Consider the following 16,276-nt stretch of genomic DNA (forward strand, 5'->3'; position numbering starts at 1 on the left):
CCCCGGGACAACTGCTTTTGGTGCTCAGGGCATCATTCCGGGGTGATTTCAGGGTTCTTGCCGTTGCTGACCTCGGGGGTCGTCGTCGTGCCGTTGAAGGCCTTGGTCACGTTCTGCAGGGCGGCGGTGACCTCGGACGGGATCACCCAGAAGGTGTTGCCGGGGCCCTTGGCGAGCTCGGGCAGCATCTGCAGGTACTGGTAGGCGAGCAGCTTCGGGTCCGGGTCGTTGCGGTGGATCGCCTCGAACACGGTGTCGATCGCCTTCGCCTGGCCCTCGGCCCGCAGGATCGCCGCCTGCCGGTCGCCCTCCGCGGTCAGGATCCGGGACTGCCGCTGGCCCTCCGCGGCCAGGATCGCGGCCCGCTTCTCGCGCTCGGCCCGCATCTGCTTCTCCATCGACTCCTTGATCGACGGCGGCGGCTCGATGCCCTTCAGCTCGACCCGGTTCACTCGAATGCCCCACTTGCCGGACGCCTCGTCCAGCACCCCGCGCAGGGTGGAGTTGATGTGCTCGCGCGACGTCAGCACCTTCTCCAGGTCCAGGCTGCCGATCACGTTCCGCAGCGTGGTCACGGTCAGCTGCTCGATCGCCTGGATGTAGTTGGCGATCTCGTACGCCGCCGCCCGCGGGTCGGTGACCTGGCAGTACAGCACGGTGTCGATGTGCACGACCAGGTTGTCCTCGGTGATCACCGAGCGCGGCTCGAACGAGACCACCTGCTCGCGCAGGTCGATCAGCTGCCGCGGCCGGTCGATGAACGGGATGACGATGTTCAGGCCGGGCTCGAGGGTGCGCAGGTACCGGCCGAGCCGCTCGACGTTGCTGGCCCGTGCCTGCGGCACGATCCGGACCGTCCGGAGCACCAGCACGACGGCGAGCAGCGCGACGATCAGCCCGAAGATGAGTTCGGCCATGGATCCTCCCGGGGATGGACGAGGGCGGTGGCCCCTTCGATGGCGAAGACGTCCACGGTTGTGCCCTCGGGGATGACGAGGTCGGGGTCGTAGGACCGCGCGCTCCACTCCTCGCCGCCGATCCGGACCCGGCCCGGCTCCCGGCCGACCTCGCGCAGCACCACGGCCTCGCGCCCGACCAGCGCGGCCACCCCGGACCGCAGCTGCGGGTGCGACATCAGGTGCCGGCGGGCCACCGGCCGGACCAGCGTGATCATCGCTGCGGCGGTGACGGCGAAGGCGAGCAGCTGCAACCCGATCCCGAGCCCCAGGCCGGCCACCCCGGCCGCGGCCAGCGCGGCGACGGCGAGCAGGAGCAGATCGAGGGTCGCCGTCATCAACTCGGCCGTGCCGAGGACGGCGGCGAGGATCAACCACAGGAACCAGGACTGCATGGCGACCACCCGGCGGCGGAAAAGGGCCTCTCTTCCGAAGGTACCGCGGGATCCGCCGAAGTTGACCTAACGGTTCAGCTTTCTTGTGGCGGCTTCCCCGTCGGTACGACGGCCAGCAGCGTGCCGACCTGGCGCGCGCCGGCCGGGTGGGTGGCCGGCGTCCGGCCCTTCTTGTAGCGGTCGACCAGGTCGCTCAGCTCCTGGCCGAACCGCCGCGCCTCGTCGTGAGTGAGCCATAGCCGGGACCGGATAAGCGAGCTGACGTCGTCCCACGGGTCGTCGCCGGACATCTCCTCGAACTGCTCGATCAGCCGGTCCACGGCCGACCGCATGACCGTCTGGCTCGCCAGCCGGCCGGCCTCGCTCGACTGCGACTCGATCGACAGGCTGCCGGCCGCCGCCCGCCACGGCCGCTCCCGCCCGTCGGCCGACTCCTCGGCCCGCTCGACGATGCCCCACCGCTCCAGCGCGCGCAGGTGGTAGCTCATCGCGGACGGCGTGAGCCCGGCCAGCTCCGCGCACTCGGTCGCGGTCAGCACCCGGCCGTTGAAGAGCTCGTCGATCACCCGCTGCCGGGCCGGGTGCGCCAGGGCGCGGATCGCCCGCGGGTCGGAGATCACCACGCGCTTCTTCTTGGCCACGGCGTCAGCGTAGCGAATCCCTTGACGGCGGGATATCTGAAGCATTAACTTCACAGTTGTGAAGCAATCACTTCAGACTTCGATCTGGTCGTACCCCGACATCCGGCTGGTGCTGCCGGCTCGCGCGCTCTCCTACGCGGGCGACTCGATCGCCCTGATCGCCCTGATGCTGCGGGTTTCGGAGTACGGCGGCCCCGGTGCGATGACCGCGCTGCTGCTGGCGTTCGCCGTACCGACGGTGGTGATGATCCCGTTCGCCGGGCGGATCGTGGACAGCTACGACTCCCGGGCCGTGCTGGTCGCGTCCTCGTTGTTGCAGGCAGCCGCCGGGATCGGGCTGGCCTTCAGTCACGGCATGGCCGAGACGCTCGCGCTGGTCTGTGTCCTTCAGTTGGGTACGGCGGTCGCCGGGCCGGCCTGGGGCGCCCTGATCCCACGGATCGTCGGCGAGGAGCTCGTCGGCCGCACGACCGGGACGAGCCAGGCCCTGATCGGGGTCGCGACGCTGGCCGGGTCGGCGGTGGGCGGCGTACTCGTGGCGTGGTCCGGTGACCGGGGCGCGCTGCTGGTGGACGCCACGACCTTCCTCGTGCTTGCAGTGGTCGCTCGCCTGGTCGCGACACGCCGTCGTCCTGAGGCGGGCGCCGTACGTGAGTCAGGTGCTCTGTCGGCCGGGCTCCGGAGCATCTTCGGAGACTCGCTGCTGCGGATCCTGGTGCCGTGCCTGTGGGTGTTCATCCTGGCGGGCGAGGCGGTCAACGTGGTCGAGGTCTTCCTGGTCACCGACGAGCTGAAGCTGAATGCGGCCGGCTACGGCTGGGTGGTGGCCGTGCAGGGTGCCGGGGCGATCGTGGGCGCCTGGCTCACCGGACGGCTGGTCAGTACGGCGGCCAGGTCCCGGGCCGTGCTCAGTGGGATGGCCGCTATCGGGATCGGGTGCGCACTGATGGGGCTGGCGAGCGGAGTGGTCACGCTGCTGATCGGGTCGGTCACTGTCGGCTTCGGTAGCGGTGTGCTCAACGCGGCGGTGGGCACGCTGATAATGACCCGCTCGGCTGAGAGTGTCCGGGGCCGGGTTGTGGCAGCGCTCAACGGGACAGCCAGGGCCTGCAGCCTGTTCGCGCTCCTGTTGGGCGGCTTCCTGGGCGCTCTGCTCGGCACCCGGATGACCTTCGTGGCCTGTGGCGCCGCGTGTGCGGTCGCCGCGGTCCTGGCCGCCGTACTGGTGCTGCGTGTCAAGACCCCGGAAACAATCGATTCGGTCGAAAAGGTGCTCACTCACTAGCCTTGAGCCATGACTGACGCACACGTGAACCCGGTGAACCCCGACAGCGGGCAGGACGACCTGCCCGAGCAGATGCGGGTTCGCCGGGAGAAGCGTGACCGCCTGCTGGCGGAGGGAGTGTCGCCGTACCCGATCGCGGTGCCGCGCACGCACCTGCTGAAGGACCTCCGGGCCAAGTACGACGCCCAGGAGCTCGAGCCCGACGCCCGGACCGGCGAGCAGGTCGCCGTGGCCGGCCGGGTGATCTTCCTGCGCAACACCGGCAAGCTGTGCTTCGTCCGGCTCCGCGAGGGCGACGGGACCGAGCTCCAGGTGATGCTGTCGCTGGCCGACCTCGGCGAGGAGGAGCTGGCCCGGTTCAAGGCGCTGGTCGACATCGGCGACCTGCTGGCCGTCCAGGGCGAGGTGATCACCAGCCGTCGCGGTGAGCTGTCCGTGCAGGCGACCGGCTGGCAGATGGCCGCCAAGACGCTGCGCCCGCTCCCGAACGAGCACAGGCCGCTGAACGAGGAGGCCCGGGTCCGGCTCCGCTACGTCGACCTGATCGTCCGCGCCGAGGCCCGGGAGATGGTCCGGGCCAAGGCCGCCGTGCTGAAGTCGCTGCGCCAGACCTTCGACTCGCGCGCCTTCCTCGAGGTCGAGACGCCGGTGCTGCAGCTGACCAACGGCGGCGCCGCGGCGCGCCCGTTCAGCACCCACCTGAACGCGTTCGACCAGGAGATGAAGCTCCGGATCGCGCTCGAGCTGGACCTGAAGCGGGCCATGATCGGCGGTGTCGACCGGGTCTTCGAGATCGGCCGCACGTTCCGCAACGAGGGCCTGGACTCCACCCACGCGGCGGAATTCTCGATGATCGAGGCCTATCAGGCGTACGGCGATTACGACTCGATGGCCGAACTCACCGAGGAGCTGATCCGGAACGCGGCCCGGGCGATCGGTCGAAGCGTGATCACTGCGCGCGACGGTTCGACCATCGACCTGGACCAGCCGTTCCGGCACGCGACACTTTTCGGCCTGGTCTCCGAAGCGGTCGGCACGCCGGTCGACCAGACCACCGACGTGGCCACGCTGACCAAGCTCGCCGAGCAGCACGAGGTCGAGCTGCAGCCGGGCTGGAATGCCGGTGAGATCGCGCTGGAGTTGTACGAGAAGCTGGTCGAGCACACCCTGATCCAGCCCACCTATGTGCGCGACTATCCGGAGTCGGTGCGCCCGTTGTCGAAGCCGCACCGCGAAATTCCCGGGCTGGTCGAGGCCTGGGACCTGATCATCAACGGGGTCGAGCTGGGAGTGGCCTACTCCGAGCTCAACGACCCGGTGATCCAGCGCGAACGCCTGGTGGAGCAGTCGTTGCTGGCCGCGGCCGGCGACCCCGAGGCGATGGAGCTGGACGAGGACTTCCTGCGCGCGATGGAGTTCGGGATGCCGCCGGCCGGTGGTATGGGGATGGGCCTGGACCGGCTGGTCATGTTGTTCACCGGGGTCGGTATCCGGGAGACGATTCTCTTCCCGTTGCTGCGCCCAGAGTGATTCAGGGTTTCGGTCGCAGGATCGTTGCATAGCACAACGGACTGTCACTTTGAATCCCGGGGTCGAATTATTCTGGTCCAGCCGGTTTCAGGGACTGTGAATACTCAAGGTCACCACGGCTGCACAGTGTCGCTCGGACCCCCTCGTCATCCGGAGGGTTTAGTCACAGCTTTCCTGCATATTGTGGAGGGTGAATGACACGAACCCGGTTGGTGCGGTACAAATCAGGTGCAAACAAAACGGCAGGGGGATTGCGGCCCGGTGACGGGCGCGGAAAGGACTGTCATCGATGGCGCAAAGGGTGCAGGTAGTTCTCGAGGACGATCTCGACGGCGGTAAGGCCGACGAGACCGTGACCTTTGGGCTGGACGGGACGACGTACGAGATCGATCTGTCCAAGAAGAACGCCGCCAAACTGCGCGACGCCCTCTCCGGCTACGTCGGCGCGGGGCGCCGGGTGTCCGGTCGGCGCGGCGCCGCGGGCCGAGGGCGCGGCCGTGGCCGGTCGGCGTCGGACTCCGCGGACATCCGGGCCTGGGCCAAGGAGAACGGCTACGACGTGAGCGAGCGGGGCCGGATCTCCGCCGAGGTGCGCGCGGCGTACAACGAAGCCAAGTAATTCCGCTCGGACTGCCGGTCCCGGCCCCGCGAGGGGGTCGGGACCGTCCGCATTCCGGTTGTTTCACAGTGTGGACAGTCAGGTGCGTGCGACTCGGCGGTGGGTGACTGACTCGGCAGCAGCTCGAGAAATTCGCTGGTGGCGAACATGCTCGCCGATCCGGGCCGGGCGGGAACACCCTGGAGATCCCTGCGGTTGTTCCCTTGTGATGCCTCCCTGGCCGCCGGTCGAGCCGTGAGCATTTGTTCGCCCACAGCGAGCCTGTCGGCACCGGGGACTAGCATGCATGTACGGGGGTCGGCCTACACGGCACGTCCGACTCCTCTGAGGCAAGGAGCGCTTTGGCGATGTTTGAACGATTTACGGACCGCGCCCGTCGGGTAGTCGTCCTGGCTCAGGAAGAGGCCAGGATGCTCAGCCACAACTACATCGGGACCGAGCACATCCTGCTCGGCCTGATCCACGAGGGTGAGGGTGTCGCCGCCAAGGCTCTCGAGAGCCTGGGTATCTCGCTCGAGGCCGTCCGCTCCCAGGTCGAGGAGATCATCGGCCAGGGGCAGCAGGCACCGAGCGGGCACATCCCGTTCACCCCACGCGCCAAGAAGGTGCTGGAGCTCTCCCTGCGCGAGGCCCTGCAGTTGGGCCACAACTACATCGGCACCGAGCACATCCTGCTCGGCCTCATCCGCGAGGGTGAGGGTGTCGCCGCGCAGGTCCTGGTCAAGCTCGGCGCGGACCTGAACAAGGTCCGGCAGCAGGTCATCCAGCTGCTGAGCGGGTACCAGGGCAAGGAGACGGCGTCGGCCGGAGCCGGGGCCACCGAAGGTGCTCCCAGCAGCTCCCTGGTGCTCGACCAGTTCGGCCGGAACTACACCCAGTCCGCCCGCGAATCGAAGCTCGACCCGGTGATCGGGCGCGAGACCGAGATCGAGCGGGTCATGCAGGTGCTGTCCCGCCGTACCAAGAACAACCCCGTCCTGATCGGTGAGCCGGGCGTCGGCAAGACCGCGATCGTGGAGGGTCTGGCCCAGCAGATCGTCCGCGGTGACGTCCCGGAGACGCTGAAGGACAAGCAGATCTACTCCCTCGACCTGGGCGCCCTGGTGGCCGGCTCGCGCTACCGCGGCGACTTCGAGGAACGCCTGAAGAAGGTGCTCAAGGAGATCCGCACCCGCGGCGACATCGTGCTGTTCATCGACGAGATCCACACCCTCGTCGGGGCCGGCGCGGCCGAGGGCGCGATCGACGCCGCGAGCATCCTGAAGCCGATGCTGGCCCGCGGTGAGCTGCAGACCATCGGCGCGACCACCCTCGACGAGTACCGCAAGTACGTCGAGAAGGACGCCGCGCTGGAGCGCCGGTTCCAGCCGATCCAGGTGGCCGAGCCCTCGATCGCGCACACGATCGAGATCCTCAAGGGCCTCCGGGACCGGTACGAGGCGCACCACCGGGTCACGATCACCGACCCGGCGCTGGTGCAGGCCGCGCAGCTGGCCGACCGCTACATCTCCGACCGGTTCCTGCCGGACAAGGCGATCGACCTGATCGACGAGGCCGGCGCCCGGTTGCGGATCCGCCGGATGACGGCTCCGCCGGACCTGCGCGAGTTCGACGAGAAGATCGCGAACGTGCGCCGGGAGAAGGAGTCGGCGATCGACGCGCAGGACTTCGAGCGTGCCGCGAGCCTCCGCGACGACGAGAAGAAGCTGATCAACGCCAAGTCGGAGCGGGAGAAGCAGTGGAAGGCCGGCGACATGGACGTCGTCGCCGAGGTGGACGAGGAGCTGATCGCCGAGGTGCTGAGCACCGCGACCGGCATCCCCGTCTTCAAGCTGACCGAGGAGGAGTCGTCCCGGCTGCTCGACATGGAGAAGGAGCTGGCCAAGCGGTACATCGGCCAGGAGGACGCGGTCAGGGCGCTGTCCCGCTCGATCCGGCGTACCCGCGCCGGCCTGAAGGACCCGCGCCGCCCGAGCGGCTCGTTCATCTTCGCCGGCCCGTCCGGTGTCGGTAAGACCGAGCTGTCGAAGGCGCTGACCGAGTTCCTGTTCGGCGACGAGAACGCGCTGATCAGCCTCGACATGTCGGAGTACTCCGAGAAGCACACCGCGTCCCGGCTGTTCGGTTCGCCGCCCGGTTACGTCGGCTACGAAGAGGGTGGCCAGCTGACCGAGAAGGTGCGCCGCAAGCCGTTCAGCGTGGTGCTGTTCGACGAGGTCGAGAAGGCCCACCCGGACATCTTCAACTCGCTGCTGCAGATCCTGGACGAGGGTCGCCTGACCGACGCCCAGGGCCGCGTGGTCGACTTCAAGAACACCGTGATCATCATGACCACGAACCTGGGCACCAAGGACATCGCCAAGGCGGTTTCCCTGGGCTTCTCCCAGGCGAGCGACACCGGCGGCTCGTACGAGAAGATGAAGGCGAAGGTCACCGAGGAGCTCAAGCAGCACTTCCGGCCGGAGTTCCTGAACCGCGTCGACGAGATCGTCGTCTTCCACCAGCACGGCATGGACGAGATCGTGAAGATCGTCGACCTGATGGTCGCGCAGGTGGAGGAGCGGCTGAAGGACAAGGACATGGGCATCGAGCTCACCCCGGCGGCCAAGGAACTGGTCGCCAAGCGGGGCTTCGACCCGGTCCTGGGCGCCCGCCCGCTGCGCCGCGCACTGCAGCGCGACGTGGAGGACGTGCTGGCCGAGAAGATCCTGTTCGGCGAGCTGCGGCCCGGCCAGATCGTCCTGGTCGACGTCGCTCCCGAGGGCACGGTGAACGAGGACGGCCTGGCGGAGTACTTCACCTTCGTCGGCAACCAGAAGTCCACCACGCCCGACCTGGAGCTGACCGACCTGACGGCCGGCGGTTCGGGTTCCGGTTCCACGGGCCTGCAGGACACGTAACCCGCACCAACCCACAGAAGGCCCCCGCGCAGACCGCGCGGGGGCCTTCTGCCGTTCGTCACCCTTGGTGGCAGGTCGAGCAGGTGGTACGGCGGCGGTAGTAGTAGGCGGCCGTGGCGACGGCCAGGGAGGCGCCCCAGAGCGGGAACGGGAGGATGAGCAGGTACAGGATGTTCTCGACCGTCGAGGCGTCCGGGGTCCAGAGCAGGCCGATCAGCGAGGCGCTGGCGACCAGCAGCAAGGTGGCCGCCACGGCCCCCGGTACGACGGCTGCCTTGAGTGGCACCGGCCGGCCGGCGACGATCGGGATCCACCGCGGCCACACCTCGCCCCAGGGCCGGATCAGCCCGAGCGTGACGATCCCGGCGGTCAGTGCTATCAGCCCAAGTCCGAGGCCGAACAGCTTGATCCCGGGCTCGGCGTTCAGCTCGTCGGCGTCGAAACCGATCGGGTTCGGCAGCAGCCACGTCATCCGCAGCAGCGCGTACGGCATTGGGCAGAGCACCGCCACGATCGTCGCCCAGAACCCCCACCGCCGAGCCGCCTCCGGCCGTGTCCAGCTCGCGCCCGGCCGGCCGCACCGCAGACACCGCCCACGCGCACTCCGAAGCCCGCGGATGCCCAGCACGGCCCAGCCAGCGCTCAGCAGGAAGGCACCGGACACGAACAGCGGCGTGGTCCCGACCTTCGCCGGCACCCCGGCAAGACCCTCGGCCAGCTCGCGGAACGCGGCCCAGTTGAACAGCCCGGTGGTCAGCTCGACCACGACCAAGGCCGCCGCCACACCGATCAGCAGCACCCGTGTCGCTTGCTGCCTCCACGCACCGACGATCAACCAGACGATCCCCGCCGGCAAACCGAGCAGCACCAGGAGATATCCGGTCAGAACCACGACGGTGATACTCGGCGCCAGCAGCCCGAACACCACCACCTGCAGCGCGGTGAAGACCAGCAGCGGCCGGTACGCCGAGGCACTCCACTCGGTCCGCGCATGCGCGACCGCCGCCGGAACCCCGAGCACACCCAGTACGGCGATCAGCCCCGCACCGACCTCGTCCGGCAGATGCGCCAGCAGCGACAACCGGTCGTCGTCCGGCGGCACCGGCCCGAACGCGTACCCGCCGGCCCCCAGCAGCCAGGCCACTCCGGCGATCGCGTAGGCCAACGACAACACCGCCACCAGCACCGGCAGCACACTCTTGGTCCGCTCCCGCGTCTCCGCCACGCTCATCGCTTCCTCCAGCCGTCAGTGCTCTCACTGTCCGGCCGGAGCGCTCGTCCCCGCCTCAGCCGGGAGAGTGTTCGCACTCCCTCCCGCGAGTGAATCAGCGGGTACGGCGCAGCCGGGTGATCGCCTCGGAAACGGCTGCCTGCGCAGGCCGATCAGGGTTGTTGTGCTGGGCAACCAGTTCGGCGGTGGCGGCGAGGAGCCAGAGGAGTGAGGTGGTGAGGGTGAACGCGGGACCCGGTCCCGGCCAGGTGTCGGTGAGCGTGTCGATGGTGGTGGCCTGCCAGGCCGTGGCCAGACCGACGATCGCGACGACGGCGGTGATGCCGGTGGCAGTCTGCGTCCAGATGCCTGGCTTGAGAAGCAACGCGATGACCGAGGTGATGACGCCGGCCAGACAGGTGAATGCCAGCGTCGGTTGGACTTCGATGCCCAGTTGCCAGACCGAGAGGCCGTAGCGCCTGCTGTAGGTCCAGGGCAGGAAGAGTGTCACCCCGGTGGCGATCGCGGCGAGCAGAGTCACTCGAGCGAACCAGCGGTGCTCGGAGCGAGCCAGCTCGGCCTCGACGGCGTCGAGTCGGCGCGGCAGCTCCTCGTCCGGGAAGTCGGTCATCGCGCCGCCTGCAGGCGGATGAGCTCGTTGCCCAGCTGGAAGTAAAGCGCCTGGCCAATCACGGTCACGTGGTCCGCGGCCTGTGGCACCCCTTGCCGAGGTCCCGCGATCACGGTGACCCGTCCTGGCCCGTCCACGCGCACCAGGTGGCAGCCGTCGTACCCCCAGAGCTTGCCGTCCGGGCCGGTGAACCATGTGCCGTCCGCGGTCAGCTGTGCGGCCGGTACGCCGGTCGCCGAGACAGGCCAGCCTGATGTCGACCCGCCGAGCAGGACGGTAGGTCGGTCGTCGACCAGTACGAGTTGCTCGCCGAGGACCATCGCCACCTGGCCGGATGCGAGCTGCACGAGCCCGTTCGGACGAAGCTCACCTTTGACCGGAACCCGCCGTACCGCGTCGCCGGGGCCGTAGAGGTTGTAGAGACCACCGCCGAGCGCCGACACCACGCGGTCTCCGGCGGCTGCGGCGTACTCGCCCTTCTGGCTGCCCGGCACCGGCTGCGGGTCTCGCACTACCGCCGTGCGACCACCCACGAGGTGTACGGCGCTCTCCATCGAGCGCCGGTCGACAACCGTCCACCACACGCCGCCCAGTCCGTCAGAAGCGAAGGCGCGAGCAGCCAGCGGCACTCGCACCCGCACCAGCCGTCCAGTCGCGTCCAGCGCCAGTTGCGTACTCACACCGGCTGCACCCACCACAGGCACAGCCGGCACTGGAGTGGCCTCGAAGGTGGTCGTGCCGTCCGCCGGCTTGCGGCGATCGCAGCGCGGGTCCGGCGGAGGTGCGGCCGGGTACGACGCGGCGGCACTGGCCGCATCAGGTATCTCCAGCACCTGATCGCCACCACCGGGGGAAGTCCCCAACAGGACCGAGCCGTCCGGCCGCGCCTCGATGCTGTCCACACCCTCGGCGCCACCGGGCAGCTTCCGCAGTACGCCGTCCGGCGTGATCACCGAGGCTGGAGCACCACCGCCCAGCCACACGTTGCCTCGTACATCGACAGTGAAGGCGTCGACCGTCATCGACGAGCTGGCGGCGTCACTGCTCAGCACACAACCAGCCGGCGCCACTCCGGTCAGCTGCTGCGGCACACCACCTGGCCGGGCCATCGCCAACCCGGTCTCGCTCGTCCGCCAGGCCGTCGTACCGTCCGGACCGGTGGAGACCGCGTTGCCCGGTGCACCCGGGCCGGGGTCGACCACGAAGTCGGCGAGGCGGATGCCCTTGCGCAGTTGGTTCGCCGGGAACTGCCAGGTGGTCGTGGATCCCCACACGACGATCGACCTGTCTGCGTTGCGGTGGCTGAGTGCCGGACCGATGCCGGTGGCAAGGACGTCCACGCCGGGCGTGACGTAGTAGCTGCCGTCCTTGTTCTTGTGGCTCAGGCTGATGTCGGCGGTCACGAGGTCGAGTGGCACCGAGAGGATCGCCCACGGCTGACCGCGGGCACCACCGGCGAGCACGACCACGTGGTTGTCGGTGACGCCCCACAGCGCGGGTGGCGTGGGCCCGTGGTTCAGCGTGACCTGGGGGAGCGCGACGTCGTCGTCGTCGTACGCGAAGACTGTCGAGCTCTCCGAGCCGGTCCGGCCCAGCAGCCACTGGCCCGGCGAACCGTCGAGTGTCCAGGCCACCGAGTCCAGCGGGTCCGACGTACCAATGGAGACGCGCATACCGAGGCGGTCGACCAGTTGGCCACCCTGCAGGTCCAGCAACCGGTGCGGGACCCCGGCAACGACTGACGGTTGGTACGGCGCTTCAGTCGCCGACGGCACCAGTAGACCGGCCAGCACGCCTACCGCGGCGGCACCAGCGAGCACGGGTAGTCGACGTCGGTGTGCACGCAGGACAGCCGCCGCGCCGAGGCACAGCCCTAGGCCGAGTGCGATCCAGGCGCCGACAGCGGTGCGGTAGCCGACGCCGTTCGGCAACGACGGCGGCAGCCACAGCAGTTGGGACACCAGGCCTGCGACTACCACTGACCCGGTGGCGACGGCGCCTGCTCGTCGTACCAGGCCGGTGGAGAGCAGCGTCGCCACTGCCAATCCGCAGACGATGAAGGCCCACGGTCGGGCGGGCGGGATCTCCCAGAGCTGAGATCGGGCTAGACCAGCTTCGGCTGCGGTCGGGCCGAGGGCGACTGGGTCGACCAGTTCGCGCCACGGGAGCACGGTCGAGAGCACCAGCAGGACGGCGAGGGCGCCGGTGACGAAGGGAAACAGTTGGAAGCGAAAAGGCGTCCACGAGTCGACCTGGTCGCTCAGCCGGACGAAGACTGCCCGCAATTCGGACTGGTTGAGCGGCTCGGCGGACGCCTCGCCGGAGCCCTCCTCGGGGACCGTCCAGGGGGCCGTCGAACGGGTCGCCCAGTGCGCGGCGACGGCTGTTGCGAGCGTTCCGCAGACAATCGTGCCGATCACAGCCGGTGAGGTCGCACAGCTCGGCCGGCCCTGGGCAGCGAATCCGGTCCAGGCCGTCACGGTGGTCACTCCGATGGCCGCCGTACCGATGGAACGGACCTGCCGGCGGAGCCGGAATCTGTCGGCAGACAAGCGATCCACGAGCACCAGGAGCACGATCGCGACCGGCAGGGCAAGGGCTGCGCCACGGCCGCTGACCGGTTGGGTGGAGGCCCGCCAGAGGTAACAGCCTGTGCCCGCCGGACCGGGGACGAGGACCGCGAACGCCACCCCGGCAGCGAGACACGCCAGCATGACGCCGTGCCGTCCGGATCGTCGTATGGTCCTCCGATGGGTGATCACTTCGGTACGGAGCAGAGCCGCCGCGGCCTTCGATTCGGTGGGAAGTTCGCGCAGCGGCATGAAAAAGAAGTTACCTGGCACCCATGTTCCGCGTTGTAACGCTGTGACCACGCTGATGGGACCCGGACTGTCGGAAAGGGGGCCGGGGATGGAATCATCACGTCGCATGGACGCACCGCGTCTGCCGTTGACCCAGGAACCGGTCGCCGACACCGGTTCCTTTGGCGTGCGGCAAGCAGGTGGCGTCCTCGAGCGCGCCCAGCGGATCGCCGACACGCTGCGGGAACAAGCGGAGTACGAGAACGACCTCGCCCACGAGGAAGCGGGCCGGGTCCGCGCCGAGAGCGAGCAGTTGAAGGCGGAGGCCGAGTCAGCCGCGCAGAAGATGCGCACCGACGCGACGACCGCGGCACAACGACTGCTCAACGACGCGGAGCGCGCGGCAGAACAACTGCGCACCGAGGCCGAGAACGAGGCCGACCGGGTCCGCACCGAGGCCGAGACCGCGGCCGAGCGCCTCCGGTCCGAGTCGACCGCCGAAGCCGACCGGGTACGGCGCGACGCTGCCGCCGCAGCCGAGAAGCTGCAGCGCGAGTCGACCGCCGAGGCGGACCGGGTCCGGTCCGAGGCGACCGCGATCGCCGAACGGCTGAAGGCCGACTCGGAGTCCGCAGCCGAGCAGCTTCGGGCCGCGGTCGCGGAAGAGGTGGCGAGGCGCCGGGCAGACTCCGAGGCAGCGGCGGAGAAGCTGCGGAACGAGAGCCAGGCGGCCGCCGACCGGCTGCGGGCCGAGTCGCACGCTGCGGCCGACCGGCGGATCGCGGCCGCCGAGGCCGAGGCGGCGCGACTGAAGGAAGAGGCCGACGAGCTGCTCGAGGAAGCCCGGATGGCCCGGGAGTCCGCGCAGCACACGGTCGACCGGGCCAGTCGCGAGGCGCAGCAGTTGGTCAAGGACGCCGGCGAGCAGGCGGCGCTGGTCTCGCAGGCCGCGGTGCGCAACGAGGCCGACCTGATCGCGCGGGCCGAGACCGAGGCCGCCGACCTGCGCGCAGCGGTCGAGCGCGAGGTCGAGGCGGCGCGCATGAAGTCCCGTGTCGAGATCGGCGAGGCGCACGCGGAGATCGAGCGGCTGCGCGGCGAGAACCGGGCCGAGCTGGAACGCCGGACCGCCGAGCTGGAGGAGACCGAGCGGGCCAAGCTGGCCGCCATCTCCCTCGAGATCGACAAGCTGCGGGCCGAGGCGGTCGCCGAGATCGCCGAGCGCAAGGCCGAGGCCGAGGCGGGCAACGAGCGGCTGATGGCCGACGCCCGGGCCCAGGCCAAACTCGTCGTCGACAGCATCGAGGCAGACCGCCGTACGGCGACCGCCGAAGCGCACCGCATCGTCGAGGACGCGAACAAGGCCGCCGAGGCCGCGCTCGCGGAGGCCGAGAACCAGACCATCTGGAGCAGGAAGACGGTCGACGACCTGATCGGCGCCGCCGAGTCCGAGGCGGAGTCGATCCGGGAGCACGCCGCAGCTGACGCGGCCGAGCTGATGCGGCAGAAGCGGGCTCACCTGCGCCGCGTGGTCGGCCGGACAACCAGCAGGCTCAAGCAGACCAAGGACGCGATCGCCCGGGAGAACGCCGAGCTCACCACGCTCGCCGAGACCACGCTGACGACCGCGACCGAGCAGGCCGAGTCGACGCTTGCCGCGGCCAAGCACGAGGCCGAGAAGGTGACTGCTCAGGCGCAGACCCGGGCCGACCGGCTGAAGACCTCGGCGCAGACCGAGGCCCGCGAGATCGTCGAGCGGGCGCACCGCCGGGAGACGGAGGCCGAGGCCAGCACCCAGGTGCTGCGCGAGCGCGCCGCCAACGACCTGGCCGACGCCCAGCGGCAGTCGCACGACCTGATCCGCAAGTCCCGCGCCGAGGCTCAGCAGATCGAGGCGCAAGCCCGTGAGCACGCCGAAGAGGTCCGTGCCCAGGCCCGAAAACTTCTCGCCGACGCCGAGGCGAGGGTCGCGGCGCTGAACCAGCGCCGTGATGAGATCACCAAGGAGCTCACTCAGCTTTCGGGTGTGATCGAGGCACTCGCTGTACCGGGCTTCCTGTCAGGTGATGGAATGTCCCGCAGTGAGGGTTCCACGGGGGAATCAGGATGAGGACGTGACAGTCAGATCCTTGTCAGTGACAATGTGTGATCCACCCACCCACCGAAGTGAGCATCAGAAGACATGAGCAGTGAAAGCCCAACCCCGTTCCGCACCGTTCTGCGTGGCTACGAGCCTGCCCAGGTGGACCAGCACATCCGTGAGCTGACCACCTCGCTGACCGCACTGCAGCAGCAGTCCGAGCAGCTGCAGCGCCACGTTCAGGAGCTGCAGACCCGGACGGACGCCGCGGAGTCGGCCGTCATCTCCGCCCAGGAGGAGAGCAAGGACCGCACCCCCACCTTCACCGAGTTCGGCGAGCGGGTCGCCAAGATCCTGTCGCTGGCCGACGACGAGGCCCGTGACCTGGTCACCCGGGCCCGCACCGACGCCGAGGCGATCGTCGCCGACGCCGAGGCGCACGCCAAGAAGGTCCGCAAGGAGGCCGAGCAGTACTCCCTGGACTGGAAGAGCGAGGTCGACGCCGAGGCCGCCCGCATCCTGGAGGAGGCGCGCACCCAGGCCGACGACATGCGCGACGAGGCCGAGCGGGACGCGACCGCGCGGCGCAGCGAGGCTCAGGCGCTGTACGAGCAGGAGCGGGCCAAGTCCGCCCAGGCCGCGGCCGCCTTCGAGACCACTCTGGCCGAGCGCCGGGGCAAGGTCGAGCAGGAGTTCGCCGCCCGGACCGCGCTGGCCGAGCAGCAGCTGGCCGCCGTCACCGACCGCGCCGCCCAGGTGCAGCGCGAGGCCGACCGCTCCCGCTCCGAGGCGGAGCGGCTGGCGCAGCAGCAGCTGGCCGACGCGAACCGGCAGGCTCAGGAGATCGTCGCCGCCGCGAAGGACAAGGCGGAGCGGATCCGGGCCGAGTCCGAGCGTGAGCTCGCCGCCGCGACCCAGCGTCGCGACAGCATCAACGCGCAGCTGACCAACGTCCGCCAGATGCTGGCGACGCTGTCCGGCAGCCCGGCGATGCCGCTCGACCTGCTGGCCGACGACGACGAACAAGCCACCACCGGCAGCAAGAAGAACTGATTCACCAGCCAGGTCGGCCCGTTCCCTGGTCCGGTCGCCCGGTTCTACCAACACCGTCGAGGGGGGGGGGGGGGGGGGGCGGGGGGGGGGGGGGGGGACCCCCCCCCCCCCCCCCCACACACACACCCCCCCCCCCCCCCCCCCCCCCCCCCCCCCCCCCCCCCCCCCACCACCC

General features: G+C 69.6%; 12 protein-coding genes. 6 read left to right on the forward strand and 6 right to left on the reverse strand.

Annotated elements, in window-relative coordinates:
• Positions 1 to 32 precede the first annotated feature (32 nt).
• The 3 genes from ACIBGM_RS11855 to ACIBGM_RS11865 all read right to left on the reverse strand — a co-directional run bounded on the left by ACIBGM_RS11855 (position 33) and on the right by ACIBGM_RS11865 (position 1,992).
• Complete coding sequence (locus ACIBGM_RS11855) at positions 33 to 917, reverse strand: SPFH domain-containing protein (RefSeq protein ID WP_360517626.1); 885 nt, start codon at positions 915 to 917, stop codon at positions 33 to 35.
• Positions 893 to 1,351 carry an NfeD family protein gene (locus tag ACIBGM_RS11860; RefSeq protein ID WP_360517623.1) on the reverse strand — a complete coding sequence of 153 codons (459 nt, stop codon included), beginning with the start codon at positions 1,349 to 1,351 and terminating at the stop codon, positions 893 to 895. Before ACIBGM_RS11860 ends, ACIBGM_RS11855 begins: the two co-directional genes overlap by 25 nt.
• Before the next feature lie 74 nt (positions 1,352 to 1,425).
• Positions 1,426 to 1,992: a helix-turn-helix domain-containing protein gene (locus ACIBGM_RS11865; protein ID WP_360517620.1), complete on the reverse strand. Its 567-nt coding sequence runs from the start codon at positions 1,990 to 1,992 to the stop codon at positions 1,426 to 1,428.
• Between the two features lie 58 nt (positions 1,993 to 2,050).
• Between ACIBGM_RS11865 and ACIBGM_RS11870 the strand changes: the two genes are divergently transcribed.
• From ACIBGM_RS11870 to ACIBGM_RS11885, 4 genes are all read left to right on the forward strand, one after another.
• Positions 2,051 to 3,277 (forward strand): MFS transporter, encoded by a 1,227-nt coding sequence (locus ACIBGM_RS11870; RefSeq protein ID WP_360517617.1) that lies wholly within the window; start codon positions 2,051 to 2,053, stop codon positions 3,275 to 3,277.
• A 9-nt stretch (positions 3,278 to 3,286) separates the two neighbouring features.
• Complete coding sequence (lysS, locus tag ACIBGM_RS11875) at positions 3,287 to 4,807, forward strand: lysine--tRNA ligase (RefSeq protein ID WP_396385375.1); 1,521 nt, start codon at positions 3,287 to 3,289, stop codon at positions 4,805 to 4,807.
• A 289-nt stretch (positions 4,808 to 5,096) separates the two neighbouring features.
• Positions 5,097 to 5,426, forward strand: a complete 330-nt coding sequence (locus ACIBGM_RS11880; RefSeq protein ID WP_360517611.1) for an Lsr2 family protein — start codon at positions 5,097 to 5,099, stop codon at positions 5,424 to 5,426.
• Between the two features lie 347 nt (positions 5,427 to 5,773).
• Positions 5,774 to 8,326: an ATP-dependent Clp protease ATP-binding subunit gene (locus ACIBGM_RS11885; protein WP_360517608.1), complete on the forward strand. Its 2,553-nt coding sequence runs from the start codon at positions 5,774 to 5,776 to the stop codon at positions 8,324 to 8,326.
• Between the two features lie 58 nt (positions 8,327 to 8,384).
• Here the strand turns inward: ACIBGM_RS11885 and ACIBGM_RS11890 are convergent, their stop codons facing one another.
• From ACIBGM_RS11890 to ACIBGM_RS11900, 3 genes are all read right to left on the reverse strand, one after another.
• Positions 8,385 to 9,557, reverse strand: coding sequence for a hypothetical protein (locus ACIBGM_RS11890; RefSeq protein ID WP_396385378.1), 1,173 nt, complete (start codon positions 9,555 to 9,557; stop codon positions 8,385 to 8,387).
• Between the two features lie 94 nt (positions 9,558 to 9,651).
• Positions 9,652 to 10,167, reverse strand: coding sequence for a hypothetical protein (locus ACIBGM_RS11895; protein WP_360517602.1), 516 nt, complete (start codon positions 10,165 to 10,167; stop codon positions 9,652 to 9,654).
• The gene (locus ACIBGM_RS11900; protein ID WP_396385380.1) at positions 10,164 to 12,989 is read right to left on the reverse strand and encodes a hypothetical protein; all 2,826 of its coding nucleotides are present in this window, start codon (positions 12,987 to 12,989) and stop codon (positions 10,164 to 10,166) included. Before ACIBGM_RS11900 ends, ACIBGM_RS11895 begins: the two co-directional genes overlap by 4 nt.
• A gap of 106 nt (positions 12,990 to 13,095) precedes the next feature.
• Between ACIBGM_RS11900 and ACIBGM_RS11905 the strand changes: the two genes are divergently transcribed.
• On the forward strand, positions 13,096 to 15,078 hold the full coding sequence (locus ACIBGM_RS11905) for a kinetoplast-associated-like protein (protein ID WP_396385382.1): 1,983 nt from the start codon (positions 13,096 to 13,098) through the stop codon (positions 15,076 to 15,078).
• A gap of 72 nt (positions 15,079 to 15,150) precedes the next feature.
• Positions 15,151 to 16,101 (forward strand): DivIVA domain-containing protein, encoded by a 951-nt coding sequence (locus ACIBGM_RS11910; RefSeq protein WP_360517593.1) that lies wholly within the window; start codon positions 15,151 to 15,153, stop codon positions 16,099 to 16,101.
• Positions 16,102 to 16,276: the final 175 nt, after the last annotated feature.

The sequence above is a fragment of the Kribbella sp. NPDC050470 genome (assembly GCF_044458365.1).
Taxonomy (GTDB): domain Bacteria; phylum Actinomycetota; class Actinomycetes; order Propionibacteriales; family Kribbellaceae; genus Kribbella.